This window comes from Actinocorallia herbida, from assembly GCF_003751225.1.
Classification (GTDB): Bacteria; Actinomycetota; Actinomycetes; order Streptosporangiales; family Streptosporangiaceae; genus Actinocorallia; species Actinocorallia herbida.
In genome coordinates, this window is the sequence record NZ_RJKE01000001.1 from 7,332,756 (window position 1) to 7,350,617 (window position 17,862).

Genomic DNA, 17,862 nt, shown 5'->3' on the forward strand with positions numbered 1-17,862 from the left:
GCTGCTTACACTCGGCGCCACCTACACCGAGGAGGACGGGCATGGCCGTCGATCCCACCCGGCAGGACCTCGAACGGCTCCTCGCCGAGGACGACGGGGCACCCGTCGTGATGCTCAACCTGCTCCGCTTCGCCCCCGAAGGGGCCGCCCTGTACGCCGAGTACTCCAAGCGCGCGGCCCCCTTCCTCGCCAAATACGGAGGCACCCTCCTGTACGCGGGCGCGTACTCCACCCCCCTCGTCACCTCCCCCGACCACACCTGGGACGCGATCCTCGTCGTCCGCTACCCCACTCGCGACGCCTTCCTCCAGATGATCGCCGACCCCGGCTACCAGGAGATCACCCCCCTCCGCACCCGCGCCCTCTCCGAGGCGGTACTCCAGGCCACGACCGCCTGGCCCTCCAGCCCCTGACCCACGTCGAGGCCGCCGCGGCACGGCTCGCCCGCCGGGTCGCGGGGGTCCTGGGGTGGTTCGAGAGGCGGGGGCGCGTAGGGGCTGCGGGACGCGAGGGACGGGGCGCGGCGGCGGCGGAGGGGGATCAGGGCGAGGGCGGTGAGGCCGAGGGCCAGTTGGGCGAGGGAGAGTCCTGTCAGCGCGCTCATGGGGAGCGAGGGGAGGACGGACGTGGAGTGCGGGTGAGCGGCGGACGGCACGACGCTGCCCGAGGTGGCGGTGTGCGGGCCCAGGTGGAGGGTGAGCATCGCGGCGGCCAGGAAGGCGGTCTTGGTCCAGCAGTGGGGGGAAGGGGACCGCCAGAGGACGGGGGCGCAGGTGAGGCAGGCCGCGGTGACGACGACCATCACGAGGACGCGCGGGAGGTCGGGCACGATGTCGCCGAAGAGGAGGGGGAGGTGGGCCGCGGCGCAGGCGACGGTCAGGGTCGCGCCCGTTCTGCCGAGGAGGGTTCGGGCCGGGACGTGGTCAGAGCAGGTCGAAGTACTCACGTTGCTCCCAGTCCGATACCTCCGCCAGGTATCGGGCGAACTCGGCGCGCTTGAGGTGGACGTACCAGTTGACGACGTCGTCGCCGAGGGCACGGCGGAACAGGGCGGAGGCGTCCAAGGCGTCGACGGCGTGGCCCAGGGTGCTCGGCAGGCGGACGGCCTCGTCGGCGTAGGGGGATTCGGTCGGCTCGCCGGGCGAGGTCTTGCGGTCCAGGCCGTCCAGGCCGCTGACGAGCTGGGACACGAGGTACAGGTACGGGTTCGCGGCGGGCTCGCCGGACCGGTTCTCCAGATGGGCGTTGGGGTCGCCGCCCGTCCCGACGACGCGGACCATCGCGCCCTTGTTGTCCAGGCCCCACAGGATCCGGTCGGGCGCGAGCGAGAACGGCTGGTAGCGCTTGTATCCGTTGACGGTCGGGGTGGTGAACGCGGCGGCGGCCGTCGCGTGCTCCAGGAGACCGCCGAGGTAGTGCAGTCCGTCGTCTGACAGGACCCGAGACGAGTCGGCGGAGGCGAAGACCGGCTCCCCCGTGGAGAGGCTCCACATCGACTGGTGCAGGTGCCATCCGGTCGAGGCGGTCTCGGCGCCCTGCGGCCGGGACATGAACGTCGCGTGCAGGCCGAGGCGGCGGCAGATCTGCCGGATCGCGGTCCGCGCGAGCACCACCTGGTCGGCGACGAGCGCGGCGTCGCCCGCGTCGAGGGTGATCTCGAACTGGCTCGGGCCGAACTCCAGCTCGACCGAGCGCAGCGGCAGGTCGAGCCGGACGAGCCCGTCGTGCAGGGCGCGCACGAGCCCGTCATGGCCGTCGAGCGCCTCGACGTGCAGGAGCTGGGAGCCGGGGGTGAGCGGCCGCACGGCGGTGGCCGCGCCCGGTCGGCCGGGCCTGCCGACGCTCGCGGTGTCCATCCCGTCGGCGGCGCGGGCGAAGACGTGGAACTCCAGCTCGGGCCCGACGGTGAGGGCGAGGTCCCGGTCGGCGAGCGCGGCGAGCCGGCGCCGGAGCATGCCGCGCGTGCAGTACGGGACGGCTCCACCGTCGGGGTAGCGGAGGTCGGCGAGGAGCAGGCCGGTCCGCTCCGACCAGGGCAGCACCCGGAACGTCTCCGGGTCGGGCACGAGCACGACGTCGCCCGCGCCCGCGAATCCGGCGTACCCATCGAGTTCCAGCGCCCCGAACACCGCGAACGATGACTTTCCGGACGGGTCCTTGAGCAGCAGCGACGACGGCGCCGTCAGCCCGTTCTTGAGCACGCCGGGCAGCGCCGGACGGGTGATCGCCTTGCCGCGCAGCACCCCGTGCTGGTCGACGAAGCACACCCGGACGAGGTCGATGCCGAGTTCGTCGACGACCCTGCGCATCTGGGCGGCGGCCGCGTACTGCGCGTCGCTCCACAGCCCGTGCCGCTCGACGAACCCGCCGCTCCCCCACGCCAGGGAGGGCATCGCCACACGTCCGCCGCCGCCTTCCGCGACCGGCCTTTCGTCCACATTACGCATCGGCGGGAACCTCATCCGAGGAGGCCCACGGAGAGGCGGCGCGCCGGGCGGCATCGTGAGGCAGCCACTTGCCTTCCCACCCCTCGGAAGCACTCACCATGTCCACCGCGACGGGTCCGGTAAGACGGGCCGCGGAAGCGGCGTCCAAGGCTTGGGCCGGAAGCGGGTTGCCCGACTCGAACGCGTCCAGCGCCTTCAGCAGCAGCCGCCGGTTCGCGGTGACGGCCCGGTCGGACACCCCGAGCCGCTCGACGGTCCGGTCCTGGATCGCGCCCATGCTCTCCACCGCCCACTGGTCGTGCACGTTGATGTCGAGGCCCATGCCGGTGTAGGTGAGGTCGCGCTGCTCGGCCGGGTCGAAGCCCCAGTCGTTCGCCCTGTTGCGGATCGGCCGGTAGTCCGGGAGCGTCACCTCCTTCAGCCGCTGGGCGAGAAGGGTCTCCTTGTCCGTCTTCTCGGCGAAGTCATAGAAGATCATGTACCAGTAGTGGCTGGTGTCGTCGATCGGCACGTGCCACTGGACGAAGACCTTGCTGTTCCCGAAGGGCACCACGAACGCGTTGGGGAACAGCAGGTTCGTCACCCGGACGTGGTTGATCTCCTCCGTGAGCCGCCGCACCGCGAAGACGCGCAGCCCGTGCTCGGCGGACTCGACCTCGATGTCCGGACGGTAATGGTCGCCGACCAGCTTCGAGAGCCTCTGCCCCGTCCCGTCGACCTCTTCGCTGAACTGCTGCCCGTACACCTCGCGCGGGTCGTCTCCGACGAACCTGTGCAGGAACGACACATGGCTCGGGTCGATGCCGCCCTCGACGCCCTGGAGCCAGTTGCACTCCCACAGGCCCTTGAAGGCGAAGGTGTACTCGTCGGGGGCGGTGAAGCAGTCCCACGCGGGGAAGGGCGGGGGGTCGCCCGCGCCGAGATAGGCGAAGACGATGCCGTTGCGCTCCTCGCAGGGGTAGCTGCGGATGCGGATCTTGTCGGCGAAGCCGCTGCGCGGGGGCTCGGCGGGCTGTTCCAGGCAGCGTCCGTCGGGGCCGTAGAGCCAGCCGTGGTACAGGCAGCGCAGGCCGCCGTCCTCCAGGCGTCCGTAAGACAGGTCGACGCCTCGGTGCGCGCAGAACCTGCTGATCAGACCCCACGTGCCGTCGTCGTTGCGGAACAGGACGAGATCCTCGCCCATCAACCGGACCGCCTTGACGGGCCGGTCCTCCGGCATCTCCGAGACCAGCGCGGCGGGCTGCCAGTAGGCCCGCATGAGGCGGCCCAGCGGCGTGTCCGGACCGGTTCGGGTGAGCTTCACATTGTCCTCGTGCTTCAGCACGGCAGGCCCCTTCCGGCTCGGATGCTCTGACGATCCCAAATATCTCACCATGGATCTCAGAATCGCAAGTTTGGATCCAATATCGGGAGGATGTGGCTGATACGAGTCATCCGATCACCGAATTCGTACCGCAAGCATGGACGGCGGTACAATCTTGGGCCCCCGGGCCGATTCCAGACCAAGACCGCCGCTTCCCCGGGTGCCACCTGCGGGAACATCGGCGTGCCGGACGCGCCGCCCCGAACCCGTCACGTCCGAAACCCGAGGACGCACCGGGCCGTATTCGGGGCGGCGGTCCCGCACACGGAGCCCGGAACGCACCGGGACGGGTCCCGGACATCCGGAACCGCCCTTCGCATCGCGCGTCCCGCACGCACCCGTCGCCGCCCGAGGAAGATCCTCACTTTCGAATCCCAAACAAGTCTTTCAGGATCCCAAATCCCCGGCTTTCGGCCCCAGGTGGTCCGAATCCCCCCGGCAGGGCGCGGAGACGCGTCCAGGACGGCTTGGTATCATCGTCCCAGAAGCGATTTCTTGGATCCATGCGACTCGCTCCGAGGCCGGTACCGCGGCGCGGGGGCGGGCCGCCCTCCGAAAGGTCCCCAACCGTGGACTCCGACGCGACCTCCCTGGGCCGCAGCGCCCTGGTGGACGAGACCGCCGCCGCGATCCGCGCCCGCATCATGTCGGGCGAGATCCCCATCGGCGCGCAGCTCCGCCAGGCCGAACTCGCGGCACAGCTCGGCATCAGCCGCACCCCCATCCGCGAGGCGCTCCGCCAGCTCCAGGCCGGCGGGCTCATCGAGGTGCTGCCCCGGCGCGGCGCGGTCGTGCGCGTCCCGTCCCCCTGGGAGGTGCGCGAGGCCTACGAGGTGCGCGCCGAACTCGAGGGCCTGGCCGCCGAGCGGGCCGTCCGCCGCGTCACCCGCACCCTGCTCGACGAGCTGCGCGCCACCAACGAGGTGCTGCGCGCCAACGACCGCCCGGCCGAGCCGCCGCGCCCCGGCGAGCCGATGTCGCCGACCACGGTCGCCAACGACCGCTTCCACACCCTGATCCACGAGATCGCGGGCAACGACCGCCTCACCCGCACCATCCGCGAGATCAACGAGGCCTTCCCCCGCAACGTCTCCGCCAACGTCCTCCAGGACGACCACCGCCACCAGGCCGACAACCTCCACGAACACGAGCGCATCGTCGCCGCCCTCGAATCCGAGGACCCCAAACTGGCCCGCCGCGAAATGCGCGACCACGTCCTCGCCGCCGGCGAGCAACTGGCCCGCTGGTACGAACGCCGCACCGCCACGGTCTTCCGCGGCTGACCCCTCCCCCGAAAGCGCCCGCCCTCCCCGGCCGGGCGCTTTCACGTTCCGCTCAACGGACGAGCCGAAGGCGCGGGCCGGCTCAGGAGCGCGTGGCCGAGGGGCGCAGCGCGCGTTCCGAGATCCGGGCGGCCGCCCAGGCCGGCCTCAGCCGGCCGAACACAAAGGTCTGGACGGCGTTCATCCGGCCGTCGACGACGGCCGGGACGCGTCCGCGCAGGGCGGCGAACACGCGCGGAGCAAGGCCCGGCCTCGAGGCCGGGCCTTGCTCCGATGCGGGGTATTGAACTGTTGCCCGCTGAGTGTTCAGGAGTGTTCGGAAGCGCCCACAAGGTCGTATCCGTGGTGTCCGTGGTGCTGGTGGTGCTGGTCGTCGTGTCTCCTGGTCGGGGTGTGGCCGCTGGTTCCGGCAGCATGGCGTGGACTGTGTGTTGTCCGATTCCCCGGACATGACCCTGACATCGGGAGTAGGTTCTCATCCGATCACATTCGGTGACTTCGGCCAGGTGAAGGGGGTCGTCTGCTGTGGGTGGGTCGATGCCGCTGCGGTCGATGGCCGCGCCGTTTCTGGTTGCGGAGGCCTGCGGGGTGTCGGTGCGGACCCGCCTGAAAGACCTCACCGCGGCCGACGAGGAGGTGTTGCGCCGGGTCGGCGCACATCTGGGATCGCTGGCGTCCCAGGACCTCAAGGCGCGCTGCGGTGACGGGCTTGGCCACAGCGCACAGCGGTGGGCGGAGCGCAAGCGGGAGTTGACCGGGGGATCGTCATCGAGGTGGGCGGGCGCGATCACCAAGGCCTCCCACGATCAGTGGGCGCTGGCCCGCCGCTCCCAGACCGCCCACATCACGACCCTCGACACCGCCATCACCACGATCAGCCACCGTCTCGCCCTGCCGGTCGGGCAGAAAGGCGCTCGGGGTGTGCCGGGCGGGTACCGGTCGGCTATGGAGTGGTTCGGGAAGTCCCGTCGCCTGAGGGTGCTGAAGCAGCGCCGGCAGCAGGTCGCAGCGGACCGGGCCGGGGGCAGGGTGCGCGTCGTGCGGGGCGGAAAGAGCCTTGCTCGTGGCCGGCATCAACTGGAGGCCGCCAGGATGAGTGAGAAGCAGTGGCGGGAGCGGTGGGAGGCGGCCCGCTGGTTCCTGTCCGCCGACGGTGAGACCGGCAAGCGGTACGGCAACGAGACCCTGCGCGTCACTCCCGATGGGCAGGTGTCGATCAAACTGCCCACCCCCCTGGCCGGTCTCGCCAACGCCCCCCACGGCCGGTACACGCTGGCCGCCCGCGCCTGCTTCGCCCATCGGGGCCGGGAGTGGGCGGACCGGGTCGAGGCGGACCGGGCGGTGGCCTACCGCATCCACCTGGACCCCGCACGGGGCCGCTGGTACGTGGACGCATCCTGGCAGCGGACGCCCGTGCAGACGATCCCGCTGGAGGCCGCTCTGGCTGCTGGTGTGGTCGGGGTCGACACCAATGCCGACCACCTCGCCGCCTGGCACCTCGACACGCACGGCAACCCGATCGGCAGGCCCCGCCGGTTCTTCTACGACCTGTCGGGCAGCGCCTCTCATCGGGACGCGCAGCTCCGCCACGCCCTCACCCGGCTCCTGCACTGGGCGCGCCGTCTCGGTGTCGCGGCGATCGCCATCGAGGATCTCGACTTCGGTGACGTCAAGTCCCGCGAGAGGCACGGCGGGCGGCGTCTGCGCCGGGTCGTTCACGGGATCCCGACGGGCCGGCTGAAGGCCCGGCTGGTGTCGATGGCCGCTGAGCAGGGGATCGCGTTGGTGGCGGTGGATGCGGCTTACACCAGCCGGTGGGGAGCGCGGTATTGGCAGCAGGCCACCAGCACACGCAAGACCAAGACCAGCCGTCATGAGGCCGCGAGCCTCGTGATCGGACGGCGCGCCCAGGGCCATGGCGCCCGGCGTCGGACGGCACCGCCCCCGCATCACCGGAGTGATGATGCGGGGCATCGGACCGCCCAGGCCCGGCACCACGACCCCGGACGTGAGGAACCCCGCCCGGCCCGGACCGGAGGGCGGACACGATCCGCCGCTCCACCGGGCGCGTGAAAGCGAGGGGGCCAGTCTGTCCAGCACCGTTCGGGACAGACGCACTGATCCCAGGGGGAACACTCCTGGACAGTGCTCAGGAACGGTGTGGCGCTACACCGGCCGCAGCATGTGGGAGGGCTGGAGGAAGGCGAGGTCGGGGCGGGGGGCGCCTTGGACGAGGTCGGCCAGGGCTTCGCCGATGGCGGGACCGAATTTGAAGGCGTGGCCGGAGCAGGCGGCGGCGACGAGGACGTGGGGGCGGGTGGGGAGGGGGCCGATGGCGAAGCGGTTGCGGGGGGCCATGGTGTAGCGGCAGGCGAGGTCTTCGGTGATGGGGCCGTCGGCGGCGGGGAGGAAGCGGCGGACCAAGGCGTGGAGGGTCTCGCGTTCCTCGGCCGTGACGGGGGCGGGCGAGGCCGCCGGGTCGTCGTCGGGGCCCAGGTCCAGGCCGACCTTGACGGCCTTGCCGTCGAAGGCGGGGATGCCGTACATGAGGCCGATGCCGGGGACGTCGACGGAGAAGCTGCCCAGCGACGGGGGTGCGAGCAGGGGCTCGTTCGCCGAGGCGACGTGGATGTTGACGATGCGGATCACGCGGAGGACGTCGGTGAACTCGGGGAGGAGGCCGGCGGTCCAGGGGCCCGCGCAGATCACGAGGTGGGCGGCCTTCGCGGAGCCCTTGGGGGTCCGCACGGTGACGCCGGTCGCGTCGGAGGCGAACGACAGGACCGGGGTTCCGTCGTGGCGCTCGACGCCGTGGGCGCGGGCCAGGTCGGCGAGGGCCGTCAGCGAGCCGGCCGCGTCGATGACGCCCGCGTTCGGGTCGAACACGGCACCGAATTCCGGGCCCAGCGAAAGGCCGGGGAAGATCTCGGCCGCGCGCTTGAAGTCGACGGGTTCGCAGTCGGGCCCCCGCAGCCCCGCGGCCTCCTCCCCCACCGGGCGGGCGTAGAGCCCGCCCGTCCGGGTGACGAGTTCGCGGCCGGACTCGGCTTCGAGGAGGTCCCACGCCGCGTAGGCCCGGTCGACGAGCCCGTCCCACACGTCGGACGGGTAGGCCCGCCGGATCATCCGGGTCGGCCCGTGCGACGAGCCCCGCGCGTGCCCGGCCTCGAACTGCTCGAGGTGCAGCACCCGGGCCCCGCGCGCGGCGAGCCGCCATGCCGCGGACGACCCGTGCACCCCGGCCCCGACAACGATCGCGTCGTACCCGTCGGAGGCGAACCCCTCAACTCGCTCGGACATGTCCACCTTCTTCTCGACGTTCTGCTTCGGCACTGCCCGGCCCGAGCGCCACCGCGCCCGACCCGTCACGGGGGCCGCCCGAGGCGACCCGTTCGAGCTTTCGGTCCCGGCCGCTCCGGCCCCGCTCCCGCCTGCCCCGAGGGTCACGGGTGGAGCGCGGCGGTCAGGGCGGTGATGTCGTCGGGGGTGTTGTACAGGTGGACGGAGGCGCGGACCACGGCGGGGAGGCCGCGGCGGGAGAGGTCCCAGCGGCCGTGGGAGGCGGGGACCGAGGTGACGTGGAGGCCGTGGCCGCGCAGGGCGCGGACGGTGTCGGCGGGGGGTTCGCCTTCGCGGACGAAGGTGACGATGCCGCCGCCCGCGGCGGGCGGATCCACGACGCGGACGCCGGGCACCTCCGCCAGACCCGTGCGGGCCAGCGAGCCCAGGGAGGCTATGTGGGCGTACACGCGGTCGGGCCCCGCGGCCTGGAGTTCCGCAAGGGCGGCGACGAGTCCTAGGCGGAGCGCGTGAGCGTGTTCCCAGGTCTCGAAGCGCCGGGCGCCGGGGGCGAGGACATAGGAGTCGTCCTCCATCCAGACCGCGCCGCGCACGTCCGGCGCGAGGGGGCGGAGACCCAGGGAAGGGTCGACCCAGAGCAGGCCGGTGCCGCGCGGGGCGCGCAGGAACTTGCGGCCGGTGCCGACCAGCAGCGTGCAGCCGAGCGCCGCGACGTCCAGCGGGAGCTGCCCGACGGACTGGGTGGCGTCCAGCAGGAACGGGACGCCCGCCTCGCGTGCGATCGCGCCGATCTCGGCGACGGGCTCGACCAGCCCGGACGAGGTGGGCACGTGCGCGGCGGTGACGAGCGCGGCCGGGGCGCGCAGCGCGGCGCGCAGCCCGGCGAGGTCGACCGCGCCGGTCTCGTCGGTGCCGACCACGTCGATCACCACGCCGTGCCGCCGCCGCAGCTCGAAAAGGTTCAGCGCCGAGCTGACATAGGTGGACGCGGTCGCGACGACCCGGTCGCCGGGCCCGAGCCGCAGCGCGTCCACGGCCCGCTGCCACGACACCGTCGCGCTCTCGGTGAGGGCGACGTCCTCGGTCCGGCCGCCGAGCAGCGCCGCGACGAGCGCGTAAGCCGACTCGGTGTTCGGCCGGGCGGCCTCGGCCGCCTCGTAGCCGCCGATCTTGGCCTCCAGCCGCAGATGCCCGATGACGGCGTCGAGCACCGCCGTGCTCGGCAGCGACGCGCCCGCCGCGTTCAGGTGCCGCGCGTGCGCGGCCCCTGGGGTCGAGGACCGCGCGGCGGCGGACAGCGCGTCGTCGATGCCGCCCGCGACGGCGCCGGGAGACGCGGTCACAGGGCCACCACGACGCTCTTGGGCTCACAGAACGCGTGCAGCGCCTCGTCGCCGAGGTCGCGGCCGAGCCCGGAGTCGCGGACGCCGCCGAACGGCAGGGCCGGGTCGAACACGTTGTAGGTGTTCACCCAGACGGTCCCGACGTGCAGGGCGGCGGCCATCCGGTGGGCGCGGGAGAGGTCCCGGGTCCAGACACCGGCGGCGAGACCGAAGTCCGAGTCGTTGGCGATCGCGACGGCGTCGGCCTCGTCCTTGAACGGGATCACGCCGACGACGGGCCCGAAGATCTCCTCCCGGGCGATCCGCATGTCGTTCCGCATCCCGGTGAAGAGCGTCGGCTCCACGAAGTAGCCGGGCCGGTCGGGCACGCCGCCGCCCGCCGCGAGCACGGCGCCTTCGGCCCGCCCGATCTCGATGTAGGACAGCACCCGCTGCCGCTGCTCCTCCGACACCAGCGGTCCGACGGTCACGCCGCCGTCCAGCCCACCGCCGAGAGGCACCTTCGCGACCGCGGCGATGAGCCGCTCCTGGGTCTCCGTCAGGATCGACTCCTGGACGAGCAGGCGGCTCCCCGCCGTGCACATCTGCCCGGAATGCCCGAAAGACGCGCGCATCGCGGTGAGCACCGCCGCGTGGAGGTCGGCGTCCTCGAACACGATGTTGGCGCTCTTGCCGCCGAGCTCCAGGGTGAGCCGGGCGACGCGCGGGGCCGCGGCGGCCATGACCGCCTTGCCCACCTCGGTGGACCCGGTGAAGGACACCTTGGCGACGCCCGGATGCGCGACGAGCGCCGCGCCGGTCGCGCCGTCGCCGGTGAGCACGTTGAGCACCCCGTCCGGCAGGCCCGCCTCGGCGGCGAGCGCGGCGACGCGCAGGATCGTCAGCGGGGTCTGCTCGGCGGGCTTGACGACCACGGTGCAGCCCGCGGCGAGCGCCGGGGCGATCTTGAAGCAACCGGTCATGATCGGGAAGTTCCACGGCAGCACCAGGGCGGCCACGCCGACGGGCTCGCGCACCGTGTAGGCGTGATGAGGCCCCTCGATCGGGATGACCGAGCCGGTGAGGCGGCCGGGGGCGCCGGCGAAGTGGCGGAAGGTCCTGGCGCTGCTCGCCACGTCGGCGCGGGATCGCTCGATGGGCTTGCCGTTGTCGCGCGTCTCCAGGACGGCGAGTTCCTCGGCGTGCGCCTCGATGAGGTCGGCGATCCGGGAAAGGACGCGGGTGCGCTCCAGCGGCGGCAGGCCGCGCCAGCGCGCGTCGGCGTGGGCGCGGGCCGCGGCGGCCACGGCGGCGTCGACGTCGGCGGCGGTCGCCTGGGCGACCCGGGTCAGCACGGCGCCGGACGCGGGGTCGACGACGTCGATCATCGCGCGGTCGCCGGGGGCGATCCAGACGCCGTCGATGAGGAACGGCTCCTCCTCGCGCAGCGCGCCCTGTCCGCCGGTTGCCGCGGTCGTACTCATGGCTCGTCCCCTTCCCTTCACGATCAAGCTGGATACTAACTTAGAAGTATTGGATCCAAAAATCCAGTCAAGGTCGGTTCAGCAACCGGCGGGGATTCGTCACAAGGATCCGCTCGACGACCGAGGCGTCCCCACCGGCGACCCGGGTGATCGCCGGGGCGATCCGCCGGAACAGGTGGTCGTAGCCGTACCCGCCGTTGCGCTTGAGGTTGGCCTGCGTCCAGACGTCGGCGCCGATGATGAGCTGCCCCGCGTACCCCTCCTCCAGCAGCCACTCGACCATCGCGATCCGCTCGGCGTCGGTCGGGTTGCGCTGCTCGGGGCCGCCGTAGAGGAAGTCCGACCCGAAGGTGTCGTAGGCGAGCACCGCCCCGGTCCGCGCGACCTCGCGGTGGTAGCCGGGGTCGAAGTACTCGTCGAGGTGGCCGATGATGATCCGCGACGGGTCCATGCCCTCGGCGACCAGCGCCTCGAACACGGGGAGCGCGGGCTTCCCGCGGAACGACAGATGCACGTAGACGGCGGCCCCGCTCTCCGCGCCCGCCCGTCCCGCCGCGCGCAGCACCTTCCACTCGCCGTCCGTGACGGGCCAGCTCGTGCCGATCTCGCCGAGCAGCGCGGGACGGATGCCGGTGCCGCCGATCCCGTCGCGCAGCTCGGCGAGCAGCATCTCGGCGACCCCGTCGACGTCGGCGGCGCGCACCCGGCCGGGGTGGACCTGGTCGACGTAGAAACCACCGCCCACACAGAGGTGGACGCCGCTCCGGCGCGAGATCTCCGGCAGCTCGGCGAGCCTGCGGCCCATTCCCTCCAGGGTGAGCTCCACCACCGCCGACGCCCCCGCCGCCCGCGCGTCCCGCAGTTCTGCGACGGCCGTGTCCGGGTCGTGCAGGACGAGGTTCTCCGGCACCGAGAGCGCGTTCCAGCGCAGGTAGCCGAGGAGTTCCGGGCCGATGGGCACGCCGGAAGGGGGTTCTTCGGCACTCGGCCGGCTCCAGATCCGCAGGTCGCTGAGCAGGTGCTCGTGCATGGACGTCGGGCCCAGCTCGTCAGGCTCGATGGGTCCCAGCACGGTATGGATCGGCATGATCCCGCCTTCCGAGAATTATTTTGGATCCTATCAGGATCATCTAGTATCCAAGCTGAGCGATCGCCCGGTGGCGGGCGGCGCGGGAGAGACCGGAGGCCGGAAAGTGGACGTCATCGGCAACGCGGTGCTGATCGTGGTGGACATCCAGGGCGGAGACGTGCCGCACGAGGAGTCCCGGTCGGAGATCGCCTACATGGGCGGCAGGGAGAGCAGGACCGCACGGGTCGAGCGGCTCATCGACGACTGCCGGGCCGCGGCCGTGCCCGTCGTCTTCATCCAGGAGGTGCACAAGCCGTCCCTGGTCGACATCGGCCGCGAACTCGACGGCGCCGAGGGACCGCACTGCGTCGAGGGCTGGCCGGAGACCGAGCTCGCCCCGCACATCAGGCCGCGCCCGGAGGAGTTCCTCATCCGCAAGCGCCGCTACTCGGCGTTCTTCGGCACCGAGCTGGAGATCGTGCTCAAGGCGTACAAGGCCGACACCGTCCTGCTCATCGGCGGCCTCACCGACGTGTGCGTGCACTACACGGCCGTCGACGCCCACCAGCACGACTACCACGTCAAGGTCCTCACCGACTGCGTCGGCGGCTCCTCTCGGGAGGCGCACGACGCCGCCCTGAACGCGATCGCCTACCTCCAGCGCGACGCCCTGGTCACCGCCGCCGACGTGACCGCCTGGCTGGACGCCCGCCGCGGCGCCTGACCGCCGCCCGCCCGCGCGGCCTCGACCGCGCGGGCGCAGGGGCGGGCGGCGAGTGCTCAGCGCGGGACCGGCCATGCCTCGGCCACGCCCTGGGCGACGACCCGGGCCGTCGTCTCGATGCAGCGGCGCGCCTCGTCGGCGCCGTGCGGGGCGGTCGCCTCGTGCACGTCGCGGCCCCACACGCCCGACTTCGACACCTGGTCGGTGCGGTAGTCCCAGAAGGAGTCCCGGTCCTCCAGCGAGACCGCGCGCTCCAGGTGCACGGCCCCGGGGTCGATGTGCATCATCAGCGAGGTCTCGAAGTAGTTGGCGTGCATGAGCGCGCGCCCGTAGGTCACCTTGCCGTCCACCTCGGGGCCCGGGTAGGCGGTCACGTAGGCCAGGTAGCGCACGCGGGCGTCGTCGTAGCGGGTGCGCAGCTTCTCGGCGGTGACGTCGAGCGCGCCGCCGTTCCAGGTGTGCCCGTTGAGCAGGATGAACTGGCGGAAGCCGCGCGCGTACAGCGAACCGACGACGTCCTCCAGCATCATGATCATCGTCTCCGGGCGGAGCGCGATGGTGCCGGGCAGGTCGCCGTGCGAGCCGGAGACGCCGTAGTGCAGCGGCGGCACGACGGGCACCCCGGTCAGCGCGGAGACGCCCAGGGCCACGTGGTGCACGATCTGGGTGTCCACGCACAGGGCCATGTGCCGCCCGTGCTGCTCGGTCGCGCCGACCGGGATGAGCACCGCGTCGGTGCGCTCGACGACGTCGGCCGCCTCCGGCGCCGTCAGCCGCTCCCAGGCGACGGGTTCGCCGGTGCCGCCGAGTTCGGCGGCGAGTTCCACGGAGACCTCCGGGGTCCGCATGCCCACCACAGTCCGCATCCCAACCTCCATGTTTGGATCCAAAATCACTTCTACGGTATCCTATGGCTATGAACTTCCCTGATGCCGACGCCGACCTCCTCGCCACCGCGACCCGGCTCCTCGCCGAGGCGCACACCCCCGGACGGCACGAGGTCGCCGCCGCCATGCGCGGTGCCGACGGCCGGATCCACACCGGCGTCCACGTGGAGGGCTCGGCCCGCCGCACCTCCATCTGCGCCGAGGGCATCGCGCTCGGCTCGGCCATCACCGCCGGCGCCCGCGACATCACCACGATCGTCGCCGTGCACTACAAGCCCGCCGACCGCCTCCGCGTCATCGCCCCCTGCGGGGTCTGCCGCGACCTGATGTTCGACTACTGCCCCGACGCCCACGTCTACGTCTACGAGCCCCCCGCGGGCGAGCTGCCCGACGGCACCATGCCCGGCGGCGGCTGGGAACCCGGCACCGCCCTGCGCCTCCCGGTCTCCGACCTCATGCCCTACAAGACCCGCCGCCGCTGGTGACGCGCCGGCCTGGAGACCGCGGCCCGGACCTCCGCGCGGAGTCCGGGCCGCGCCGTCTCTACGCCGGGACGGAGATGCCGAGGATGCGGGCGATGTTGCCGCCCTCGACCAGGGCTCGGTCGGCGTCGTCGGTGATGGCCTTGCCGATCTTCATGCGTTCCAGGTCGAAGTCGTGGCCGGGCCACTCGGTGCCCATGACGATCTTCTCCGGGCCCAGGCGGGCGTAGGCGCGGCGGACATCCGATAGCAGGGTCGCGGATGTCTCCAGGTAGACGTTGGGGTTGCGCTCGGCGACGAGGATGGCGTCGGGGACGTTCCAGACGGCGCCCATGTGGGCGATGATCGTGGGGACCTCGGGGAAGCCCTTGGCGATCTCCTCGATCATGAACGGGGAGCAGAACGGGTCGTCCAGCGCGTTCACCAGGACGGCGATCCCGGCCTCGCGGCAGATCCGGTAGACCGGGTCGAGCAGGCCGTGGTCGGAGAAGAAGTAGCCGTGCAGGGTCGGGTGCAGTTTCAGGCCGAGCATCCCGGCCTCGGCGATCCGCTCGACCTCCGCGAGCGCGTCGTCGTCCTGCGGCATCACCTGGCCGAAGCCGAACAGCCGGTCGGGGTGGCGCTGGACGAGGTCGATGAGGAAGTCGTTCTCGATCCGCTGGGCCAGAGAGCAGACCATCGCCATGTCGACGCCCGCCGCGTCCATCCGGTCGAGGATGCGGCGCGGGTCGAACGGCGTGTGCGGCGGCGGGTCCTCGCCGGGACGCACCCCGGTGAGGTAGTCCGAGCGGCCCCGTTCGTTCTGGGCGGTGTTGTAGGCGTCGATGATCATGCTGTTTCCCCGTGCTTCGCTAGCGGGTGGGAGGTTCGGTGTGGGTGAGTTCGGCGGTGAGCGCGGGCCAGGCCACCGGGTCGTGACCCGGCACCAGCCGCAGGCCGCGGGCCGCGGCGTGGGCCTTGAGGCGGCGGACCGGCGCGACGGTCTCGACGGGCGCGACCCCGACGCCGAAGCCGATCGGCAGCTCTTCCTCGATGACCGCGGTGAGGTCGGCCGCGTCGAAGGCGAAGACGAATCCGCCGCCCCCGGCGGTCTCGACCGCGAAGCTCTGGTGGCCGGGCGTGTGCCCGGCGGTGTCGAGGGCCGTGACGCCGGGGAGGAGCTCGGCGTCGCCGTCCAGGAGCCGCCAGTCGTGCCGCGGGTCGTCGAAGTCGATCCGGTAGACGACGTTCTTCTCGACCGACGGGTCGCCCGACAGGCCGTACTCCAGCTCGCGCCGCTGGATGTGGACCGGGACGCGCCCGGCGAAGTGCTTCAGCCCTCCCGCGTGGTCGCAGTGCAGATGGCTGATCGCGACCTCGGTGACGTCCTCCGGCGCGAACCCGTGCGCGGCGAGCGCGTCCAGCAGGGGCTCGCCCTCGCCCGGCGGCAGGTGCGGCTTGTAGAAGGGCGCGGCGTAGAAGCGCGCGCGCAGGGCGGGGTCGCGCAGCAGCGCGGTGTTGAAGCCGGTGTCGAGCAGCAGGAGCCCCCCGGTGTGCTCGACCAGGACCGCCGGCACAGGCTCGCGCAGCACCTCGTCGCCGCCCTCGTGCACCGAGCACCAGCGGGGCAGTTCCTCCCAGCCCAGCGTCAGCGGGATGACCCGCGTGACGGAGGTCCCCGCCATCTCAGTCCCCGATCACATGACGCGGGGCGGCGTGGCTGAGCCCGATCCTGACCTTGCCGCCCTCGGTCAGCCCCGAGGCGTCCACCGACGGAGGCAGGCTCACGATGAGGGTGCCCGCCTCGGGGTGGTCGACCTCCAGCCGGAACCGCGATCCCTGGAAGACCTTGAGCCGCAGGACGCCGTCGATGCCGTCGCCGCCGTCGCCGTCGCCGACAAGGCAGAGGTCCTCGGGCCGGAGCACCGCGGTGCCCGAGGCGGCGTAGGGCGCGCCGAACCCGGCGAGCCGCCCGCCCTCGACCGGCACGAGGTTGGCCTCGCCGAGGAAGGTCGCGACGAACCGGGTCGCGGGCCGGTGGTACAGGTCCTCGGGCGTGCCGTACTGCTCGATGAGGCCGTCCTTCATGATGGCGACCTTGTCGGACATCGTCAGCGCCTCGGTCTGGTCGTGGGTGACCGCGATCGTGGTGAGCCCGAGCCTGGCGTGCAGCCGCTTGATCTCCATCTGCATCGTCTCGCGCAGCTGGCGGTCGAGCGCGGCCATCGGCTCGTCCAGCAGGAGCAACCGCGGCGAGGCGGCGAGCGCGCGGGCGATCGCGACGCGCTGGCGCTGCCCGCCGGACAGCGAGGCGACCTTGCGGTCGGCCATCTCGCCGAGCTGGACCAGCTCCAGCATCCGCAGCGCCGTCTCCGTCCGCTCCTTCCTGGGGCGGCGGCGGGTCAGCAGCGGGAACGCCACGTTCTCCCCGACGCTCAGGTGCGGGAACAGCGCGTAGGACTGGAACACCACGCCCACGTCGCGGCTGTGCGGCGGCACGTCGTTGACGCGCTCGGTGTCGAACATGACGTCGCCGCCCGAGGTGTCGGTGAGGCCGCCGATCACGTTGAGCGTGGTGGACTTGCCGCTGCCGCTCGGACCGAGCAGGGTCACGAACTCGCCCTGGGCGATGTCGAGGGAGACCCCGCGCAGGATGTGGTTGCCTCCGAGCGTGACGTGCACGTCGTCGAGGCGGACCGAGACCGTCAAGACTTCCTCGTTTCTCCGCGTCGCCGCGAGATCAGGTTCGCCCCGCCGAGCAGGAGCAGGGACAGGAGGGTGACCAGCGTCGACGCGGCGGTCAGCTCCGGCGAGATCGCCTCACTCGAGGCGTTCATCATCTGGAGCGGCAGCGTGGTGGCGGTGCCCGGCGGGATCAGGAAGATCGACAGCACGACCTCGTCGAACGCGAGGTTGAAGCCGAACAGGGCGCCCGCGGCGATCGCGCCGCGCAGCAGCGGCAGCTCCACCTTCCACACGATGGTCGGCCAGCGCGCGCCGAGGGTGGCGGCGGCCGGGCGCAGCGCCGGGTCGAGGCCGGAGATGGCGCCGCTCACCAGGATGAAGACCATGGGGAACGCCAGGCAGACCAGGCCGAGGATGAGCGGCACGAGTGAGTCGTCGAGCACCGGGACCCGGTTGACGGTGTCGTACAGGCCGAGCGCGTAGGCGATGACCGGCATGGCCATCGGCAGGACGAACAGCGACCGGAAGATCCGGCCCGCGCCCGTCAGCCGGGTCAGGCCGAGCGCGGCCGCGACGGCGAGGACCGTCGCGACGGCCGTGGCGAGGCCCGCGACCCCGATGGACGTCCAGAAGGCGCCCATCCACTCGGTGTCGCCGAACAGGCCGGTGTACCAGCGCAGCGAGAAGCCCTGCGGGGGGAAGGTGAGGAACTCCCCGTCGGTCCAGGACGTGGCGAGCAGCACCGCGAAGGGCGCGATGAGGAAAAGGCCGAGCAGCGCGGCGAACGCCACCACGGGGACCCGGTACGCGCCGAGTGCCATGCGCGAGCCCATCGGT

General features: G+C 72.2%; 18 protein-coding genes. 5 read left to right on the forward strand and 13 right to left on the reverse strand.

The annotated features are described in order from the left end of the window. Positions 1-41: 41 nt before the first annotated feature. The gene (locus EDD29_RS33450) at positions 42-413 is read left to right on the forward strand and encodes a DUF1330 domain-containing protein (RefSeq protein WP_123668260.1); all 372 of its coding nucleotides are present in this window, start codon (positions 42-44) and stop codon (positions 411-413) included. On the opposite strand, the gene EDD29_RS45025 is transcribed toward EDD29_RS33450, so the two are convergent. From EDD29_RS45025 to EDD29_RS33460, 3 genes are read right to left on the reverse strand one after another with little or no spacing between them, the layout of a single operon-like run. Next, positions 329-946 (reverse strand): hypothetical protein, encoded by a 618-nt coding sequence (locus EDD29_RS45025; protein ID WP_148086176.1) that lies wholly within the window; start codon positions 944-946, stop codon positions 329-331. The genes EDD29_RS33450 and EDD29_RS45025 overlap by 85 nt on opposite strands. Continuing rightward, positions 924-2,447, reverse strand: a complete 1,524-nt coding sequence (locus tag EDD29_RS33455) for a glutamine synthetase family protein (RefSeq protein WP_211360072.1) — start codon at positions 2,445-2,447, stop codon at positions 924-926. The genes EDD29_RS45025 and EDD29_RS33455 overlap by 23 nt, the downstream gene beginning before the upstream one ends. Beyond that, complete coding sequence (locus EDD29_RS33460) at positions 2,440-3,771, reverse strand: Rieske 2Fe-2S domain-containing protein (protein WP_123668261.1); 1,332 nt, start codon at positions 3,769-3,771, stop codon at positions 2,440-2,442. The genes EDD29_RS33455 and EDD29_RS33460 overlap by 8 nt, the downstream gene beginning before the upstream one ends. Positions 3,772-4,379: 608 nt before the next feature. Between EDD29_RS33460 and EDD29_RS33465 the strand changes: the two genes are divergently transcribed. Beyond that, positions 4,380-5,093 (forward strand): GntR family transcriptional regulator, encoded by a 714-nt coding sequence (locus EDD29_RS33465; RefSeq protein ID WP_211360073.1) that lies wholly within the window; start codon positions 4,380-4,382, stop codon positions 5,091-5,093. A gap of 82 nt (positions 5,094-5,175) precedes the next feature. Here the strand turns inward: EDD29_RS33465 and EDD29_RS45895 are convergent, their stop codons facing one another. Then, the gene (locus EDD29_RS45895) at positions 5,176-5,325 is read right to left on the reverse strand and encodes a hypothetical protein (RefSeq protein ID WP_170201688.1); all 150 of its coding nucleotides are present in this window, start codon (positions 5,323-5,325) and stop codon (positions 5,176-5,178) included. A 305-nt stretch (positions 5,326-5,630) separates the two neighbouring features. Between EDD29_RS45895 and EDD29_RS33470 the strand changes: the two genes are divergently transcribed. Then, positions 5,631-7,166, forward strand: coding sequence for an IS200/IS605 family element transposase accessory protein TnpB (locus EDD29_RS33470; protein ID WP_148086177.1), 1,536 nt, complete (start codon positions 5,631-5,633; stop codon positions 7,164-7,166). 93 nt (positions 7,167-7,259) lie between these two features. Here the strand turns inward: EDD29_RS33470 and solA are convergent, their stop codons facing one another. The 4 genes from solA to EDD29_RS33490 all read right to left on the reverse strand — a co-directional run bounded on the left by solA (position 7,260) and on the right by EDD29_RS33490 (position 12,286). Then, on the reverse strand, positions 7,260-8,393 hold the full coding sequence (gene solA / locus EDD29_RS33475) for an N-methyl-L-tryptophan oxidase (RefSeq protein ID WP_148086178.1): 1,134 nt from the start codon (positions 8,391-8,393) through the stop codon (positions 7,260-7,262). Between the two features lie 143 nt (positions 8,394-8,536). Then, entirely contained in the window at positions 8,537-9,736 is a 1,200-nt protein-coding gene (locus EDD29_RS33480) for an aminotransferase class V-fold PLP-dependent enzyme (protein WP_123668265.1), read from the reverse strand. Then, positions 9,733-11,199 (reverse strand): aldehyde dehydrogenase family protein, encoded by a 1,467-nt coding sequence (locus EDD29_RS33485; protein WP_123668266.1) that lies wholly within the window; start codon positions 11,197-11,199, stop codon positions 9,733-9,735. The genes EDD29_RS33480 and EDD29_RS33485 overlap by 4 nt, the downstream gene beginning before the upstream one ends. 67 nt (positions 11,200-11,266) lie before the next feature. Beyond that, a complete protein-coding gene (locus tag EDD29_RS33490; RefSeq protein ID WP_123668267.1) occupies positions 11,267-12,286 on the reverse strand; it encodes a phosphotriesterase family protein in 1,020 nt (339 codons plus the stop codon). Positions 12,287-12,392: 106 nt separating this feature from the next. On the opposite strand from EDD29_RS33490, the gene EDD29_RS33495 reads away from it, so the two are divergent. Next, positions 12,393-12,992 carry a cysteine hydrolase family protein gene (locus EDD29_RS33495; protein WP_211360074.1) on the forward strand — a complete coding sequence of 200 codons (600 nt, stop codon included), beginning with the start codon at positions 12,393-12,395 and terminating at the stop codon, positions 12,990-12,992. A 56-nt stretch (positions 12,993-13,048) separates the two neighbouring features. On the opposite strand, the gene EDD29_RS33500 is transcribed toward EDD29_RS33495, so the two are convergent. After that, complete coding sequence (locus EDD29_RS33500) at positions 13,049-13,858, reverse strand: creatininase family protein (RefSeq protein ID WP_211360075.1); 810 nt, start codon at positions 13,856-13,858, stop codon at positions 13,049-13,051. A 50-nt stretch (positions 13,859-13,908) separates the two neighbouring features. Between EDD29_RS33500 and EDD29_RS33505 the strand changes: the two genes are divergently transcribed. Further along, entirely contained in the window at positions 13,909-14,364 is a 456-nt protein-coding gene (locus EDD29_RS33505) for a cytidine/deoxycytidylate deaminase family protein (protein WP_211360076.1), read from the forward strand. Between the two features lie 58 nt (positions 14,365-14,422). On the opposite strand, the gene EDD29_RS33510 is transcribed toward EDD29_RS33505, so the two are convergent. The 4 genes from EDD29_RS33510 to EDD29_RS33525 are packed head-to-tail and all read right to left on the reverse strand — an operon-like array spanning position 14,423 to position 17,858. Then, entirely contained in the window at positions 14,423-15,193 is a 771-nt protein-coding gene (locus tag EDD29_RS33510; RefSeq protein ID WP_123668271.1) for an amidohydrolase family protein, read from the reverse strand. A 19-nt stretch (positions 15,194-15,212) separates the two neighbouring features. Next, complete coding sequence (locus EDD29_RS33515) at positions 15,213-16,025, reverse strand: N-acyl homoserine lactonase family protein (protein WP_123668272.1); 813 nt, start codon at positions 16,023-16,025, stop codon at positions 15,213-15,215. A 1-nt stretch (position 16,026) separates the two neighbouring features. Further along, the gene (locus EDD29_RS33520; protein ID WP_123668273.1) at positions 16,027-17,049 is read right to left on the reverse strand and encodes an ABC transporter ATP-binding protein; all 1,023 of its coding nucleotides are present in this window, start codon (positions 17,047-17,049) and stop codon (positions 16,027-16,029) included. After that, positions 17,046-17,858, reverse strand: coding sequence for an ABC transporter permease (locus EDD29_RS33525; protein ID WP_123668274.1), 813 nt, complete (start codon positions 17,856-17,858; stop codon positions 17,046-17,048). The genes EDD29_RS33520 and EDD29_RS33525 overlap by 4 nt, the downstream gene beginning before the upstream one ends. Positions 17,859-17,862 lie beyond the last annotated feature (4 nt).

What these genes read in the sequence shown, in the direction of transcription:
- EDD29_RS33450 (WP_123668260.1), top strand. Translation starts at nt 42, where the DNA reads ATGGCCGTCGATCCCACCCGGCAGGACCTCGAACGGCTCCTCGCCGAG.
- EDD29_RS33455 (WP_211360072.1), bottom strand. Translation starts at nt 2,447, where the DNA reads ATGCGTAATGTGGACGAAAGGCCGGTCGCGGAAGGCGGCGGCGGACGT.
- EDD29_RS33470 (WP_148086177.1), top strand. Translation starts at nt 5,631, where the DNA reads ATGCCGCTGCGGTCGATGGCCGCGCCGTTTCTGGTTGCGGAGGCCTGC.
- solA (WP_148086178.1), bottom strand. Translation starts at nt 8,393, where the DNA reads ATGTCCGAGCGAGTTGAGGGGTTCGCCTCCGACGGGTACGACGCGATC.
- EDD29_RS33485 (WP_123668266.1), bottom strand. Translation starts at nt 11,199, where the DNA reads ATGAGTACGACCGCGGCAACCGGCGGACAGGGCGCGCTGCGCGAGGAG.
- EDD29_RS33490 (WP_123668267.1), bottom strand. Translation starts at nt 12,286, where the DNA reads ATGCCGATCCATACCGTGCTGGGACCCATCGAGCCTGACGAGCTGGGC.
- EDD29_RS33500 (WP_211360075.1), bottom strand. Translation starts at nt 13,858, where the DNA reads ATGCGGACTGTGGTGGGCATGCGGACCCCGGAGGTCTCCGTGGAACTC.
- EDD29_RS33505 (WP_211360076.1), top strand. Translation starts at nt 13,909, where the DNA reads ATGAACTTCCCTGATGCCGACGCCGACCTCCTCGCCACCGCGACCCGG.
- EDD29_RS33510 (WP_123668271.1), bottom strand. Translation starts at nt 15,193, where the DNA reads ATGATCATCGACGCCTACAACACCGCCCAGAACGAACGGGGCCGCTCG.
- EDD29_RS33515 (WP_123668272.1), bottom strand. Translation starts at nt 16,025, where the DNA reads ATGGCGGGGACCTCCGTCACGCGGGTCATCCCGCTGACGCTGGGCTGG.
- EDD29_RS33525 (WP_123668274.1), bottom strand. Translation starts at nt 17,858, where the DNA reads ATGGGCTCGCGCATGGCACTCGGCGCGTACCGGGTCCCCGTGGTGGCG.